The organism is Fuscovulum ytuae, assembly GCF_029953595.1.
Taxonomy (GTDB): domain Bacteria; phylum Pseudomonadota; class Alphaproteobacteria; order Rhodobacterales; family Rhodobacteraceae; genus Paragemmobacter; species Paragemmobacter ytuae.
The window spans coordinates 112,777-127,555 of sequence record NZ_CP124535.1 but is presented as its reverse complement, the minus strand read 5'-3'; the positions used below and the strand labels follow the sequence as shown (position 1 = coordinate 127,555).

The following is a 14,779-nucleotide window of genomic DNA, read 5'->3' as shown; positions in this document are numbered from 1 at the left end:
GCGGGAAAACAGGCGGGGCGCAGGCAAGCCCCCCCACTCGACCCGCCGCTTTCATTTGCAGCCCTGCCTTGGCCTGCTACTGCTGGACCAAACAGGGAGCCTCAATGTCCATCAAGGCCAGCATTCACCATCTCACCCATTACATCTATGACCGCCCGGTCACCTTAGGGCCACAGATCATCCGCCTGCGCCCTGCCCCGCACAGCCGGACTAGGGTTCTTTCGCATTCCCTTAAGGTTCACCCGTCCAATCATTTCGTGAACCTACAGCAAGACCCATATGGCAACTGGCTGGCCCGTTTCGTCTTTCCCGAACCGGTGACCGAGTTGAAGATCGAGGTGGACCTTGTTGCCGACATGACGGTCTACAACCCCTTCGACTTCTTTGTCGAAGACAGCGCCGAAGACTGGCCCTTCGACTATCCCGCCGATCTGACCGATGATCTTGTTATCTATCGCCGCGCCGATCCCGTAGGGCCAAGGCTTCAGGCTTTTCTGGATGCGACGCCGCGTGACCGCATCCGCACGGTGGATTTCGTCGTAGCCCTGAATGCCCGCATCGCGCGTGAGGTCAATTACACCATCCGCATGGAACCGGGCGTCCAGACGCCTGAAGAAACACTGGGCAAGGCCATCGGGTCCTGCCGCGATTCCTCATGGCTTTTGGTGCAGGCGTTGCGCCATTTCGGTTTTGCCGCGCGGTTCGTGTCGGGCTACCTGATCCAGCTGAAGCCGGATCTCAAGGCGCTGGACGGACCTTCGGGGACCGAGGTCGATTTCACCGACCTTCATGCCTGGTGCGAGGTCTATATCCCCGGCGCGGGCTGGATCGGGCTTGACCCGACATCCGGCCTTTTGACCGGGGAAAGCCATATCCCACTGGCCGCCACCCCCCATTACCGCCATGCCGCCCCCATCGCGGGTGGATTCTCGGCGGTGGGCGTGCCTGAGGTGGACTTCCGCTTTGACATGCAAGTGGCGCGCGTGGCCGAACACCCGCGCATCACCAAACCCTTTTCCGAAGAAAGCTGGCAGGCCTTGGATGCCCTTGGCCGCAAGGTCGATCAGGTTCTGGCGGAAAACGATGTGCGCCTGACGATGGGGGGCGAACCCACCTTCGTGTCCACCGACGATTTCGAAAGCGCGGAATGGAATACCGCCGCTGTGGGGCCAACCAAACGCGCCCTTGCCGACCGCCTGATCCGACGATTGCGCAACCGCTTTGCCCCCGGTGGTTTTCTGCATTACGGGCAGGGCAAGTGGTATCCGGGCGAGACGCTACCCCGCTGGACCTTCTCACTTTACTGGCGCACCGATGGCCAGCCGATTTGGCGGAACCCCGACCTGATTGCCGAAGAAGGCATCGATCAGGGTGCAACCGCCATGCAGGCCGAGGCCTTGATGCAGGAAATCGCAGGCGAGCTGGACATCCCCGCCGATCACGTCCTGCCCGCCTTTGAAGACCCCGCGGAATGGCTTGTGAAAGAGGCGAACCTTCCCGCCAATGTCACGCCCGAGAATTCGGAACTCGAAGACCCCGAAGCCCGCCATCGCATCGCGCAGGTCTTTTCGCGCGGCCTGACGCAACCGGTGGGTTTTGTCCTGCCCGTTCAGCCATGGCAGGGAAAAAGCGGGCGCCGAAAATGGAACTCTGAACGCTGGCGTCTGCGGCGCGGAAAGCTTTTGCTGGTGCCCGGTGACAGCCCCGTGGGCTATCGCCTGCCTTTGGCCAGCCTGCCCTACCTCACGCCCGCGCAATACCCCTATGTCAACCCGATGGACCCGACCATTGACCGCGCGCCCCTGCCTGCCCCGCCACCGCTTGACCCTGCCCCGAAGGCACAGGCACGGGCAAGTTTCGTGGCTGATGGCGCGGCCCAGTCGCGGGTAGAGCAGATCACCACGGAAATCGACGGCCATGTCCGCACCGCTTTGTCGGCCGAGGCGCGGGATGGGCGGCTTTGCGTCTTCATGCCGCCCATGTCGGCACTTGAGGATTACCTCGACCTTCTCAACGTGGCCGAGGCGGCGGCGCTGCGGCTAGGGTTGAAGCTGCATATCGAAGGCTACGCGCCTCCGCATGATCCGCGCCTAAACGTGATCCGCGTCGCCCCCGACCCCGGCGTGATCGAGGTAAACGTCCACCCCGCAGAAAGCTGGGAGGACTGCGTCGCCATCACCACGGGTGTTTATGAAGAGGCACGCCTTACGCGCCTTGGCGCGGACAAATTCATGATCGACGGCAAGCATTGCGGCACCGGCGGTGGTAACCACGTCGTCGTGGGCGGGCGCACCACACTCGACAGCCCCTTCCTGCGCAGGCCGGACCTCTTGGCCAGCCTAATCCTGCATTGGAACCGACACCCTTCGCTGTCCTATCTGTTCTCGGGCCTGTTCATAGGTCCCACAAGTCAGGCCCCCCGCATCGACGAAGCCCGCCATGACGCGCTTTACGAAATGGAGATCGCGCTTGCGCAGATCCCTCCACCCGGCCCTTCGCTGCCGCCGCAGCCTTGGCTGGTGGACCGGTTGCTCCGTAACCTTCTGACCGATTCAACTGGGAACACCCACCGGGCCGAGATCTGTATCGACAAGCTTTATTCCCCCGACGGCCCCACTGGGCGGCTGGGTCTGGTGGAATTCCGGGGCTTTGAGATGCCCCCTGACGCGCGTATGAGCCTTGCCCAGCAAGTGCTGATCCGGGCCCTGATCGCGCGCTTCTGGGTCAGCCCGGCGCAGGGCACCCTCACCCGCTGGGGCACTGCGCTGCATGATCGTTTCATGCTGCCCGAAATGGTCTGGCAGGATTTTCGCGACGTGTTGGCCGATCTGCGCCAGCATGGCTTTGACCTGCGAGAGGAATGGTTCACCGCGCAGGCCGAATTCCGGTTCCCCTTCTGTGGCGAGGTTGAGGTGGAGGGCGCGCATCTGGAACTGCGGCAGGCGCTGGAACCCTGGCATGTATTGGGCGAGACCGGGGCCATCGGCGGCACCGTGCGCTATACAGACAGTTCCACCGAAAGGTTGCAGGTCAAGCTTACAGCCGCCGATCCATCGCGCTATCGCATCCTCTGCAATGGACGCACCGCACCTTTGGTGCCGATCGGGGGCGGCGCGGCCGTGGCGGGCGTGCGCTACAAGGCGTGGCAGCCCGCTTTGGCCATGCATCCGGCCATCCCTGTCCAGGCCCCGCTGACCTTTTCGATCTTTGATACTTGGTCAAACCGTGCGCTGGGGGGCTGCGTCTATCACGTCGCTCATCCCGGCGGGCGCAACTATGACACCTTCCCCGTCAACGGGAATGAGGCCGAGGCGCGGCGTCTGGCCCGGTTCCAACCCTTTGGCTACGGTACCGCGCAAGGCCAGGCGCCACTGCCCGAGGCAGCCTCTGCGGAATTCCCGATGACGCTTGACCTGCGCCGCCCCGTCGGCCTCTAGTCGGGCGATGGATCGCAGTCCGGCACAGCCAATGGCCAGCACCCCCCCGAATGCCGCGGCACTTGGGATGGCGGCCTATAGGCCCCCGCCGGGCATGCAGGATGAGATGATGGATGCCGAAGGGCGCATCCGCCCGCTTTGGCAACCACTTCTCGCTCATCTCCAAGGGATGACGGACGAGGCGCGCGTCCATGCCCTGTCGCGCGCCGATCAGTATCTTAGGGATTCCGGCGTCTTCTATCGCCAATACGGCGCGGGCCAATCGACCGAGCGGGCATGGCCCCTGTCGCATATGCCCGTCCTGATCGCGGAAGAGGAATGGGACAGCATCTGCGCCGCGCTGGCCCAGCGTGCCGATCTTCTGGAACGGTTGATGGCTGATCTGTATGGCCCCAACCGCCTGGTGGCCGAGGGGCATCTGCCCCCTGCCTTGATCGCCGCCAATCCCGAATGGTTGCGCCCGATGGTGGGCATTCAGCCGCGTTCTGGCCATTTCCTGCATTTCCTTGCTTTCGAGATCGGGCGCGGCCCGGATGGCAAATGGTGGGTGCTGGCCGATCGCACGCAGGCCCCATCTGGCGCGGGCTTCGCTCTGGAAAACCGGGTGGCGACAAGCCGCGCCTTTTCCGATGTCTATCAGACGCTGAACATCCATCGTCTCGCCGGTTTTTTCCGACTGTTCCGGGATGCGCTTTTGGACCTGCGCCCCGACCCGGGTGGGCGCGTCGCGATCCTGACGCCGGGACCGTTGAATGAAACCTATTACGAACAGGCATGGATCGCGCGTTATCTTGGCGTGACCCTTGTTCAAGGCGAAGATCTTGTGGTCAGCGATGGGCGGCTCATGGTGCGGACAGTGTCAGGCCTGCGATCCGTCGATGTGCTTTGGCGCAGGCTTGATTCGGCCTATGCCGACCCTTTGGAATTGAACCCGGCCAGCAGGATCGGAACACCGGGTATGGTGTCGGCGCTGCGCGATCAGGGGCTGACCATGGTCAACGCCCTTGGGTCCGGTGTCCTTGAAACCCGCGCATTGATGGCCTTCATGCCCAAACTGGCGCTACGCTTGCTTGGCAGCGAATTGATGATGCCCAATATCGCGACATGGTGGTGCGGAAGTGCAGCGGAACGCAGTCGGGTGTTTAGCGATCCGTCAGGGTTGGTGCTGAGTGCCGCCTTGGGCACAGGCCTGCCCTATGACCGGCAAGAAGACCCCGTTCTCGCCGCGCGACTTGCCCCCGATGAACTGACCCGCATCCTTGAAACACAAGGCGCAGACCACGTGGCGCAAGAGATCGTATCGCTCTCCACAACGCCTGCGCTGGTGAAGGGCAGGCTGGAACCCCGCCCCCTCTCTCTGCGCGTGTTCCTCGCGCGGACCGCCCAAGGTTGGCAGGCGATGCCCGGCGGATTCGCCCGGATCGGCGCCTCGCAAGACCCCACCGCCTTGGCGATGCAACGCGGGGGAAGTGCGGCAGATGTCTGGATCCTTAGCCCGCGAGAGGTCGCTTCCGACACGCTGGTTGAACCCCGCGCGGGGGCCTATGCCCGCCCCGAGCCCGGTGCCCTTCCCTCGCGCGCTGCCGATAACCTGTTCTGGCTGGGCCGCTATGTCGAACGAACCGAGGCGATCATCCGCCTTCTGCGCGCGCGCAACATACGTCTTGCCGAAAGCGGCCAAGCTGCACGGCCGCTTCTTTCGGCGATGGACCGTCTGCTTGCCTCTTACGATGTCGATCCCGCCAGTGGAATTCCGAAGGGACTGCTCAACGTCCTCGACAGCGCTGTGGCAAGTGCCGCGCAGGTCCGCGACCGATTTTCGCCGGATGGATGGAACGCGCTGGCCGATCTGTCGAAATCGATGCGCCGATTGGGCGGCCATCTGCAACCGGGCGACGACGCGGCACGGGCGCATTCCATCCTTTTGCGCAAGTTGGCCGGTTTCTCCGGCCTCGTGCATGAAAACATGTATCGCTTTCTGGGCTGGCGCTTCCTTACGATCGGTCGCTTGCTGGAACGCGGCATGGGCATTTCTGCCATCCTCGCCGACCTGTCCGATCCGGACGCGCCGCCCGGTGCGCTGGACCTCTGCATCGAACTTGGCGACAGCATCCTGACCCATCGCCGCCGCTTTACCGTCGCCGCCTCGCGAGAGACGGTGATCGACCTTCTCGCCCTTGATCCGATGAACCCTCGGTCGATCCGCAACCAGATCGACGGCATGGCCGAACAGGTGGACATGTTGCCGGGCGCGGGGCGGTCGGGAATCCTCTCCCCCTTGGCCCGAGCCATGCTGCGCCTTCAGACCGAGGTGGCGACCAGCCAGCCAGAGACCTTATCCAGCGCAGCGCTTCTGTCGTTGCGTACCGATATGGCCGCCCTCTCGGACCTCGTGACGGAGACCTATCTTCGGTGACGACCTATGATCTGACCTTGAACATCCGATATGCCTTTTCGCCCCCTGCGGGTGGAGGTCGGCAACATCTGCGCATCCTTCCCGCCGCACTTCCCTTGCAACAGGAGGTGCGGAATATACAGCTCGCCATCACGCCGCCCCCGCAGGATCGTCGTGATTTCACGGATTTCTTTGGCACCCGCGTGATCGAGATCGCGCTGCCCGGCGGGCTGACGGATTTTACCCTGACCCTGACCGCCGAGGTGGACCGCCGTCTTCCGGCGCCAAGTCTGGACGTTTCGCCCGCGCTGACCGATCTGGGGGCCGAGATTTCGGCCCATGGCGGGCTCGATGCCGGAGCACCGCATCATTTTCTCGCTGCCTCACCCCGTATCCCGCCAGACCCGGCCATCGCGGAATTCGCCCGGCAAGCCACCCAAGGGGCAGCCACCGTGCGCGCTGCCATCATTGCCCTTGGCGAGGCGCTGCATCAGGCCATGACCTTCGATGCCGCCGCTACCGAGGTGGATACGCAGCCCGACCAAGCCTTTGCCCAACGCCGTGGTGTCTGCCAAGACTTCGCCCAGATCATGATCGCAGGCCTTAGGGCGTTAGGAATTCCGGCGGCCTATGTGTCGGGTTATCTGCGCACCGATCCGTTTCCAGGTCAGCCACGGCTTGTCGGGGCCGATGCCATGCATGCCTGGGTGCAGGTTTGGACCGGGCTGGATGGCGGCTGGCTGGATTACGACCCCACCAATGCCTGCCTTGCCGGGGAGGGCCATATCCGCATCGGCTTTGGCCGCGACTATGGCGATATAGCGCCCGTGTCTGGCATGCTGCGCCTTGGTGGCGGTCAGACAGGTGGCCACAACGTCGATCTGGTCGAAATCGTGCGACCCGCCTGACGCAAGGGTGGGCCACTACGACCAGAGGAGACATGGCCACACGGGCAATCCTGAAATAACATGCAACCCGGACCCGCCCATCGCGAAGGACATTGCCCCATGCGCCATCTTGCAATGATCGCCTCCATGGCCCTTGCCCTGCCCGCAATCGGCTGGGCGGATGAAACACTTGGCACCCTTAATCCCGATGAGATGAGTCTAGACCATGCCATGCGCGAGGCTGTGGAAGGCCGCACCTCCATGACGGTCTGCGCTTCGGGTTACTTGATGACCAAATCAGGCCAGCATGGGATGGCGCGGAACGTCTTTGAAAACTGCGCCGATGACGGCTGGACCGGTGCCATGACATGGATGTCTTACCTTGAGGATAACGGCTTTGGCGGGCCAATGGACCCGGATGCCGCCGCCGATTACGACCGCCGCGCCGCCGAGGCAGGCGACCCGATCGGAATGTTCAACTACGGCCTAGACAAGTTGCGTGGCCGCGGAACGGCGGAAGACATCGCCGAAGGTCGCGCGCTGATTGATCGGGCCGCCGCCTTGGGCCTTGCCGATGCGCGCCGCCTTCAGGGTGCGGATTACGATGTCGAGGAAGTCACCCCCGACGCGGATCGGTGGAAATACGCACCACTTTACTGACCCTAGGTCACCGGAACAGCCGGGGACCCATCAAGGCGCAGGATGCGCTGCGCCAAACGCGCAGCTTCGACCGGAGCATGAGTGACAAGGATCGCGCCGAACCCGTGCCGATCCCGCAGCCCGGCAACAAGGTCCATCATCCCTTCAACCAAGTCTTCGTCCAAAGACACGAAAGGCTCATCCAAGAGCAGCAAATCCGGCCGCGCCGCCACAGCTCGCGCCAGTGACAGCCGCCGCTGCTGCCCCAAGGACAGCCGGTTCGGCGTGTCGCCCCCCCGCCCCTCTAGCCCCACTTCGGCCAAATGCGCCTCTGCGTCTTTTGCTGAACATCCCGCCAGAAGGCGGATATTATCCAAGGCATTGCGCCATGGCAGCAGGGTCGGTTCCTGAAAGACCATGGCCAAACGCCCGTTTACCCGCCGATGGCCTCGGAATTCCGCGTGCAGTCCCGCGATGATCCGCAATAGCGTGCTTTTCCCTACGCCGGACGGGCCGCAGACAGCCAGCACCTCGCCCCTGTCTACATGCAGGTCAAAGGCCCCCAGCACCTGCCGGGGGCCATGAAAGGCCGCATCGATCTGCAGATCAAGAACGGGGGGCATCCCTTTACCAGAACACTCCGGATGGCAAGGCCGACAGATCGCCGACCAATTCCTCCCCCCCCAACTCGGCCATCAAGGCAAGCATCTTTGCCGCCGCCGCCTCATCCACTGGACCAGGGGCGGGAATACCCGCGCGGAAGCCTGCCTTTAGCGCTGCAAACTGCGCATCGGATTTGGCGTTCATGATCGGACGCAGACTGTCCCATGCCGCATCGTCTGAGGCGAGCACATCTTTTGCCGCCCGACTGGCCGCCGCAAGCCCCGCGACCAGCTCTGGTTTTTCACGCGCCAGCGCACCGGGAAGGACATAGCCCAAAAGCGGCGTGTCGGGATCAAGACCCAGCGCGGCACCCGCCTCGGCCACCGTGATCAGGGGGCGCATGCCTGCGGCCTCCATTTTCGCGCCGAAATGCCAGAAGTTCACGGCCCCGGCCAGATCGCCGGACATCGCCGTTTCAAAGATCAGGGGCGGCGCACCAAAGACCTGTTCGGTCTCGGCCTGCAGGTCCATCCCAAGTTCCGCCTGCGCATAGGCACGCAGGATCAACCAGCTTTTATCCACCGGTCCGCCTGCAATGCCGATCTGGCCGCCCTTCAGATCGGCGAGCGTCTGCGCGGTGCTGTCGGCCGGCACATGCAAGGCCCCCACGGCGCGGCTATAGGGAATGAAGATGTAATCTGCCCCTTCCGCCCGCTGCCGGGCCACCCACAGCCAGTCTGACACGATGGCGTCCACCTCGCCCGCCTGAAGCGCCACCTGTGCGGCAGGTCCTGCGGCCACATCCTGTACATCCATGACAAAGCCATTTGCGCGATCAAAGCCGCGCTCGCGGATCGTGGTCAGTTCCCAATTGACGGTGCCCGACACCTGCGTGGCGATCCGAAGCACCGTTTCTTCGGCCTGAGCCGCGACGGATGAAAGCGCAAGCAGTGCCGCAACAGCAGCGTGACGCATGTTCAACATGACGATTCCTCCTAAACTCAGGGTCAGGATAACAGCCCGCCACGGCCCGCCTATTCGACCAAAGGTGAAGACGGAGGCGGCAACTACGACCATTTGGCAAGTCCGGGTTTGACCTGCATCAACGCCTCTCCCCCCTTGGCTTGCCGATCCTGAGGGCGGAAAACGCGCTTACCATCAGGACATGGACATGACCCTCCGAACCACAACCCTCGCCACCCTGCTGGCGCTTGTCGCCGCACCAACTTTCGCCGAAAGCTCGGCGGTCACGGGTATCAAACTTGCAGCAGGCCAGAAGTTCTTTGATGCCGAATGCCACCGCTGCCACGCGATCGACGCGACCGACAAAAGCTATGGCCCCCCACTGGAAGGCGTGATCGGTCGCCGCGCCGGGTCCGTCGAGGGCTATCCCTATTCAGAGGCTTTGAAATCTGCGGGTTTCTTCTGGACGGAACCCGCTCTCAAGGCATGGATGGAAGACAATAAAGGGCTCGTTCCCGGAACCAAAATGCGCCATGTCGGCATCACCGACCCGGTGGAGCAAGAGTTCATCCTGACCTGGCTGCGCCAAGCGGCAAAGGCGAACTGAACCGTGAAGGAGAGCCCGACGCAGGAGGGTGCGTCGGCCTCTCTGTGGCCATCCCCACAGACACTAAATCCCTATGCACCCGGCATCGCCCCCCCCCAAACGCTTAGGGGCGTTTGCCGTGCGCGCGACATCTCCCCGCCGCCACCACCCCGCCAAAAACTGCGACGCCATGCCGCAGCAGGCGCGCCCTTGAAAAAAAGCCCTACGACCATGGTGCAATTTCACGGCCACGGGACTGGTCCGATGATACCCAACAGACCTTTGATGCGCAGGAGGGGGCGGATCTGTCGGTCTCACATGACACCTATGGGAGGTAACAGATGAACCGCTTTATCCTGGCCGTGACGGCCGCCTTCTTGGCGGCATCGCCCGTCATGGCAGGCGTCACCGAGGAGGATCTGGCCAATGATGCCCAGTCCACCGGCGACGTCCTGACCAACGGCATGGGCCGTGAGTTGCAGCGCTTCAGCCCGCTCGCCACGATCAATAAGGACAACGTCAAGAACATGATGCCCGTCTGGGCCTTCAGCTTCGGCGGCGAAAAGCAGCGCGGGCAGGAAACCCAGCCGCTCATCCATGACGGCATGATGTATGTGACCGCTTCCTATTCGCGGCTCTATGCCGTCGACCTGAAGACGGGCCGCGAAGTCTGGCAGTATGACGCCCGCCTGCCCGAAGGCATCCTGCCCTGCTGCGACGTCATCAACCGCGGTGCCGCGATCTATGGCGACAATATCTATTTCGGCACACTCGATGCCCGCATCGTGGCGCTGAACCTCAAGACCGGCGATGTGGTCTGGAACAAGAAGATCGCAGATTACAAGGAAGGCTACAGCTACACCGCTGCGCCGCTGATCGTGAACGGTCTTGTCATCACTGGCAATTCCGGCGGCGAATTCGGCATCGTGGGCGAAGTGCAGGCCCGCGACGCGCTTACCGGCGAAACGGTCTGGACCCGCCCGGTGATCGAAGGCCACATGGGCACGCTGAACGGTCAGGAATCCACCATGACCGGCACGCTAAACGCAACGTGGCCGGGCGATTTGTGGAAGACGGGCGGCGGCGCTACCTGGCTTGGCGGTTCTTATGATATCGAGACGAACACCCTTGTCTTCGGTGCAGGCAACCCCGCCCCGTGGAACAGCCACCTGCGCAATGCGGGCACGCCGACCGACGGCAATGTGGGTGACAACCTTTATGCGGCCAGCCGCCTTGGCATCGATCCGGCGACAGGCGAGATCAAATGGCACTTCCAGACCACGCCCCGCGAAGGCTGGGACTATGACGGCGTGAACGAAGTCGTGGCCTTCACCGACAAGGACGGCAACAAGAAATTCGCCACCGCCGACCGCAATGGGTTCTTCTACGTCCTGAACCGTGAGGACGGGAAGTTCCTGAATGCATGGCCCTTCGTGAAGGACATCAGCTGGGCCACCGGCATCGATGAGAACGGCCGGCCGATCTACGTCGAAGAAAACCGTCCCGGCGATCCGTCCAAGGCCGCCGATGGTGCGAAGGGCGAAATGGTCTTCGCCTCGCCGTCCTTCCTTGGGGGCAAGAACTGGATGCCCATGGCCTTTAGCCAGAATACGGGCCTGTTCTATGTTCCTTCGAACGAATGGGGCATGGATATCTGGAACGAACCCGTCACCTACAAGAAGGGTGCCGCCTATCTTGGGTCCGGCTTTACCATCAAGCCGAACTATGAAGACCATATCGGTTCGCTCAAGGCCATCGACCCGATGACCGGCGAATGGAAATGGGAATTCAAGAACGAGGCCCCGCTCTGGGGTGGCGTGATGACCACCGCTGGCGGTCTGGTATTCTTCGGCACGCCCGAGGGCGAGTTCATGGCGCTCGATGACAGCACGGGCGAGGTTCTCTGGTCCTTCCAAACCGGTTCTGGCATCGTCGGCCAACCGGTGACGTGGGAAGCGGATGGCGAACAATATGTCTCGGTCGTGTCGGGCTGGGGCGGTGCCGTTCCGCTTTGGGGTGGCGAGGTCGCCAAGAAAGTGAACTACCTCAACCAAGGTGGCATGGTCTGGACGTTCAAGCTTCCTAAGCAGCTTGCCATGGCGGACTGACCCCCTCCGGTCAGGACGCAAGCAGGACGCGTCACCCGCAAGGGTGGCGCGTTTTGCATTGCCTTCTGCACGAAGATTTGGGCCGAGCGTTGGGCGGTTTCTGTCGGAGACGGGGGGTCACACCCCGCGCCCCCCTTTGGATAGGTTCCAACAGACAATGAAAAGAACCCGGATCAAGGCAAAGACAGCGGCGCAATCCGTTTAACCGGAGTGCCTGCGCCCATTCAGGCCTTCTTCGCCTGCATCCCCCGTGCGGGATCATAACCCCGCACCGCCGCCGCGGCGAAAATGGCAAAGGCAAGCACCGTCCAGCCCAGTGCGGGCAAGTTCAACTGACCGTAAAGCGCAAAGCGGATTGCCTCTACCGCATGGGTGAAAGGGTTGAAGCTGCAGAGTTGCGCCAGAAACGGGCTGCCTTCCTTCATCTTCCACAGGGGATAAAGTGCCGATGACAGGAAGAACATCGGGAAGATTACGAAATTCATCACGCCGGCGAAATTCTCCAACTGCCGGATGACCGACGACAGCATCAGCCCCAACGCTCCCAGCATCAGCCCCGCCAACAAAATCGCCGGAAGGACTGCGACATAGCCAACAGCCGGCGGCCGCACGCCCCAAAGCGCTGCAATGCCAAGAAACAACAAGCATTGCAGAACCGAAACCAGTGTCCCGGCGAGAAGTTTGGAAAACAAAAGCCACCAACGCGGCAAGGGTGCGGTCAAGAGAAGCCGCATCGACCCCATCTCGCGGTCATAAACGAGCGATAAGGAGGATTGCATCCCGTTGAACAGGCAGATCATCCCTAGAAGGCCCGGCACGATATAGGTCTCGTAGGTGATATAGGTCTGATAGGGCGGAATGATCGACAGGCCCAGCGCCGCGCGGAACCCCGCCGCAAAGATGAACAGCCAGACCAGTGGACGCACCAGCGCCGCGACCAATCGCCCACGCTGACCTACAAAGCGCAACGCTTCACGGTGAAGGATCGCCACCAAGGCGCGCAGCCAGATCATGCGGCCCCCTCCGCCGTCATCTTCAAGAACATCTCGCGCAAAGGTTGGTCCCCGCGCAGATCGCCCGCCCTGCCCTGCGCCAGCATTCGGCCGCGATGCAAGATCGCCAGGTCGTCATCGTCGCGCACCTCATCGGTCAGATGCGTGGCCCAGAGAACGGCCATCCCATCTGCCGCCAAAGTATGGACGTGATCCGTGATCGCAGCGCGGGAAGCGGCATCCAGGCCCACGGTCGGCTCGTCCAACAGCAGGACCGCGGGCCGATGGATCAGCGCGCGCGCCAGTTCCATCCGCCGCCGATGCCCGCCGTTCAGCGCGCGCACCTTTTCGCCAGCACGTTCTGCCATCCCCAGCCGATCCAGTGCCTCGGTGGCCCGCTTTTCCGCCTCGCGGCCATCAATCCCGTGCAGAGCCGCGAAATAAAGAAGGTTACGCCGCACCGTCAGGTCGGCATCCAGCGTCGGTTGCTGAAACACCACGCCCATGCGCGCCAACGCAGCAAGCGGGGCCTGTGAAAGGTCATGGCCTGCTACAACAATCCGCCCGCTCGGTGTCGTGAACAGCCGTGTCAGGAGCGCGAAAAGCGTCGATTTCCCTGCCCCGTTCGGGCCAAGCAGGGCGCAAAAGCGCCCCGCCGGAACCTCCAATGCGATATCGACCAGCGCCTCGCGCGGGCCATAGCGATAGCCGACCCCTGCAATCGAAAGCCCGCTTGTCACTCTATGGTGATCTCCAACTTCTGGCTGTCTCCCGTCGTTCCTGGCACCCGCATCACATAGCTGCCAGGCTTTATGGCGATGAAGCCGATCTCCATTGTACCAGCCTCATCGAATTCCACCGAATCAAGTCCCAGGGGACGAATTTCTAGCCCTTCGACCACAATCTCGTCGATCCAGATCGCCCGAAAGAATTCGGGGGCCACCAGCCCCAATTCCTGACTGCCATCCCCTTCGATCTCGAATTCATAATAGGTGCCGGATTTCAGCACCCAAGGTGCTGCTGCCAAAGGCGCGCCCGCCGACAGGATGATCGGCGGTAAATCCTGCTTGTTCCCCGCTGACAGAAGGCCAGCCAGACCAAGGCTGACCTCATCATCATCTTCTTCCGCAATCGCAGGAACAGCCAGCGCAAAGGCAGCCAGACATGCCACAATGAATCTTGTCATCTTAAATCCTCCCATATCTCAGGGCCGAACGGCCGCACCCCAAGGAAAACGCCCGACCTTGATCGACTTGACCGCTTCTTCGCGCGCGACGTCGATCACCGTCACATCGCCCGATACCCCGTTCGTCGTGAACAAGAGGCTGTTGTCCGGCGAAAAGGCCATATGCCAGACCCGCCGCCCGACAAGGATGTATTTCTCGACCTCCAGCGTGGCGGCATTCACCACCGCCACATGATTCGAAGGCCCCAAGGCGACAAACACCTTCGCCCCATCGGGGGAAAACCGGAAACCGACGGGCTGGATCAGGTCCTTGTTCACACCATCCATGGCAAAGCGTACCTTGCCGATCTCGGTTTGGTCGGCCACCGAAAAGACGGTGATCGTGCCGCCGATCTCGGCACTGACCCAAAGCTGGGTGCCATCTGCGGTGAATTCGGCGTGGCGCGGGCGGCTATCGACCAGCGTATTGGCAAAAAGCGCATGGGTCGAAGTGTCGATCCAATGCGCCATATTGGTCGTCTCGGATGTGGTGATGGCGATCTTTCCATCCGGGCTGACGGCCATACCTTCGGGTTCGATCCCGACATTGATCTGCGCCACAACCCGCCGCGTTTCGGTATCCACAACGGTGGTAACCGCGTCATCTTCATTTGCGATGTAAAGATGCCGATCATCGGGATGCAGCACGAATTGCTCTGGATCCTCGCCCGATGGCAGATCATGCAAAATCTCGCCCGTGTCTGGGTCCATCACCTGCACCGTGTCACTGTCACTGGCGCAGATGTAGAGCCGCTTGAAATCCTTTGAAAAAGTCACCCCACGCGGCCTTTCCCCTGTGGGATAGGTCTTGATCACCTCCAACGTCTCGATATCGATCACGCTGACTGTGTCGTCCTTTTCATTGGTCACCCAAACTTCGCCCGCCAAAGCGGCGGCAGGCAGCAAGGCCACAGCCAGAAGGGCGGCCATCATCTTTCGCATCG

Annotated in this window: 12 protein-coding genes; 6 read left to right on the top strand and 6 right to left on the bottom strand. The window is 62.3% G+C overall.

What is annotated here, in order from left to right; translation table 11 throughout:
* Positions 1 to 104 precede the first annotated feature (104 nt).
* From QF092_RS00595 to QF092_RS00580, 4 genes are all read left to right on the top strand, one after another.
* Entirely contained in the window at positions 105 to 3,437 is a 3,333-nt protein-coding gene (locus tag QF092_RS00595; protein WP_281466596.1) for a transglutaminase family protein, read from the top strand.
* A 31-nt stretch (positions 3,438 to 3,468) separates the two neighbouring features.
* A complete protein-coding gene (locus QF092_RS00590) occupies positions 3,469 to 5,853 on the top strand; it encodes a circularly permuted type 2 ATP-grasp protein (RefSeq protein ID WP_281466594.1) in 2,385 nt (794 codons plus the stop codon).
* A complete protein-coding gene (locus QF092_RS00585) occupies positions 5,850 to 6,740 on the top strand; it encodes a transglutaminase family protein (protein WP_281466592.1) in 891 nt (296 codons plus the stop codon). The genes QF092_RS00590 and QF092_RS00585 overlap by 4 nt, the downstream gene beginning before the upstream one ends.
* Before the next feature lie 99 nt (positions 6,741 to 6,839).
* The gene (locus tag QF092_RS00580; protein ID WP_281466589.1) at positions 6,840 to 7,379 is read left to right on the top strand and encodes an SEL1-like repeat protein; all 540 of its coding nucleotides are present in this window, start codon (positions 6,840 to 6,842) and stop codon (positions 7,377 to 7,379) included.
* A 2-nt stretch (positions 7,380 to 7,381) separates the two neighbouring features.
* Here QF092_RS00580 and QF092_RS00575 read toward each other — a convergent pair whose 3' ends face one another.
* A complete protein-coding gene (locus QF092_RS00575; protein ID WP_281466587.1) occupies positions 7,382 to 7,981 on the bottom strand; it encodes an ABC transporter ATP-binding protein in 600 nt (199 codons plus the stop codon).
* 4 nt (positions 7,982 to 7,985) lie between these two features.
* The gene (locus tag QF092_RS00570) at positions 7,986 to 8,945 is read right to left on the bottom strand and encodes an ABC transporter substrate-binding protein (RefSeq protein WP_281466585.1); all 960 of its coding nucleotides are present in this window, start codon (positions 8,943 to 8,945) and stop codon (positions 7,986 to 7,988) included.
* Positions 8,946 to 9,132: 187 nt separating this feature from the next.
* Here QF092_RS00570 and QF092_RS00565 point away from each other — a divergent pair, with 187 nt between their 5' ends.
* Together QF092_RS00565 and QF092_RS00560 are read left to right on the top strand one after the other, a co-directional pair.
* Positions 9,133 to 9,531 carry a c-type cytochrome gene (locus tag QF092_RS00565; RefSeq protein ID WP_281466584.1) on the top strand — a complete coding sequence of 133 codons (399 nt, stop codon included), beginning with the start codon at positions 9,133 to 9,135 and terminating at the stop codon, positions 9,529 to 9,531.
* Between the two features lie 320 nt (positions 9,532 to 9,851).
* Positions 9,852 to 11,618 (top strand): PQQ-dependent methanol/ethanol family dehydrogenase, encoded by a 1,767-nt coding sequence (locus tag QF092_RS00560; protein ID WP_281466582.1) that lies wholly within the window; start codon positions 9,852 to 9,854, stop codon positions 11,616 to 11,618.
* Positions 11,619 to 11,842: 224 nt separating this feature from the next.
* Here the strand turns inward: QF092_RS00560 and QF092_RS00555 are convergent, their stop codons facing one another.
* Genes QF092_RS00555 through QF092_RS00540 form a run of 4 tightly spaced genes read right to left on the bottom strand, consistent with a single transcriptional unit; the run spans position 11,843 to position 14,768 of the window.
* On the bottom strand, positions 11,843 to 12,631 hold the full coding sequence (locus tag QF092_RS00555) for an ABC transporter permease (protein ID WP_281466580.1): 789 nt from the start codon (positions 12,629 to 12,631) through the stop codon (positions 11,843 to 11,845).
* A complete protein-coding gene (locus tag QF092_RS00550) occupies positions 12,628 to 13,350 on the bottom strand; it encodes an ABC transporter ATP-binding protein (RefSeq protein ID WP_281466578.1) in 723 nt (240 codons plus the stop codon). The genes QF092_RS00555 and QF092_RS00550 overlap by 4 nt, the downstream gene beginning before the upstream one ends.
* Positions 13,347 to 13,796 (bottom strand): hypothetical protein, encoded by a 450-nt coding sequence (locus QF092_RS00545; RefSeq protein ID WP_281466576.1) that lies wholly within the window; start codon positions 13,794 to 13,796, stop codon positions 13,347 to 13,349. Before QF092_RS00545 ends, QF092_RS00550 begins: the two co-directional genes overlap by 4 nt.
* An 18-nt stretch (positions 13,797 to 13,814) precedes the next feature.
* Positions 13,815 to 14,768: a YVTN family beta-propeller repeat protein gene (locus QF092_RS00540; protein WP_281470114.1), complete on the bottom strand. Its 954-nt coding sequence runs from the start codon at positions 14,766 to 14,768 to the stop codon at positions 13,815 to 13,817.
* Positions 14,769 to 14,779 lie beyond the last annotated feature (11 nt).

Bases quoted from the DNA above. Each gene is read 5' to 3' on its own strand.
- QF092_RS00555 (WP_281466580.1), bottom strand. From the start codon at position 12,631: ATGATCTGGCTGCGCGCCTTGGTGGCGATCCTTCACCGTGAAGCGTTG.
- QF092_RS00595 (WP_281466596.1), top strand. From the start codon at position 105: ATGTCCATCAAGGCCAGCATTCACCATCTCACCCATTACATCTATGAC.
- QF092_RS00560 (WP_281466582.1), top strand. From the start codon at position 9,852: ATGAACCGCTTTATCCTGGCCGTGACGGCCGCCTTCTTGGCGGCATCG.
- QF092_RS00575 (WP_281466587.1), bottom strand. From the start codon at position 7,981: ATGCCCCCCGTTCTTGATCTGCAGATCGATGCGGCCTTTCATGGCCCC.
- QF092_RS00570 (WP_281466585.1), bottom strand. From the start codon at position 8,945: ATGTTGAACATGCGTCACGCTGCTGTTGCGGCACTGCTTGCGCTTTCA.
- QF092_RS00540 (WP_281470114.1), bottom strand. From the start codon at position 14,768: ATGATGGCCGCCCTTCTGGCTGTGGCCTTGCTGCCTGCCGCCGCTTTG.
- QF092_RS00545 (WP_281466576.1), bottom strand. From the start codon at position 13,796: ATGACAAGATTCATTGTGGCATGTCTGGCTGCCTTTGCGCTGGCTGTT.
- QF092_RS00580 (WP_281466589.1), top strand. From the start codon at position 6,840: ATGCGCCATCTTGCAATGATCGCCTCCATGGCCCTTGCCCTGCCCGCA.
- QF092_RS00565 (WP_281466584.1), top strand. From the start codon at position 9,133: ATGACCCTCCGAACCACAACCCTCGCCACCCTGCTGGCGCTTGTCGCC.
- QF092_RS00590 (WP_281466594.1), top strand. From the start codon at position 3,469: ATGGCCAGCACCCCCCCGAATGCCGCGGCACTTGGGATGGCGGCCTAT.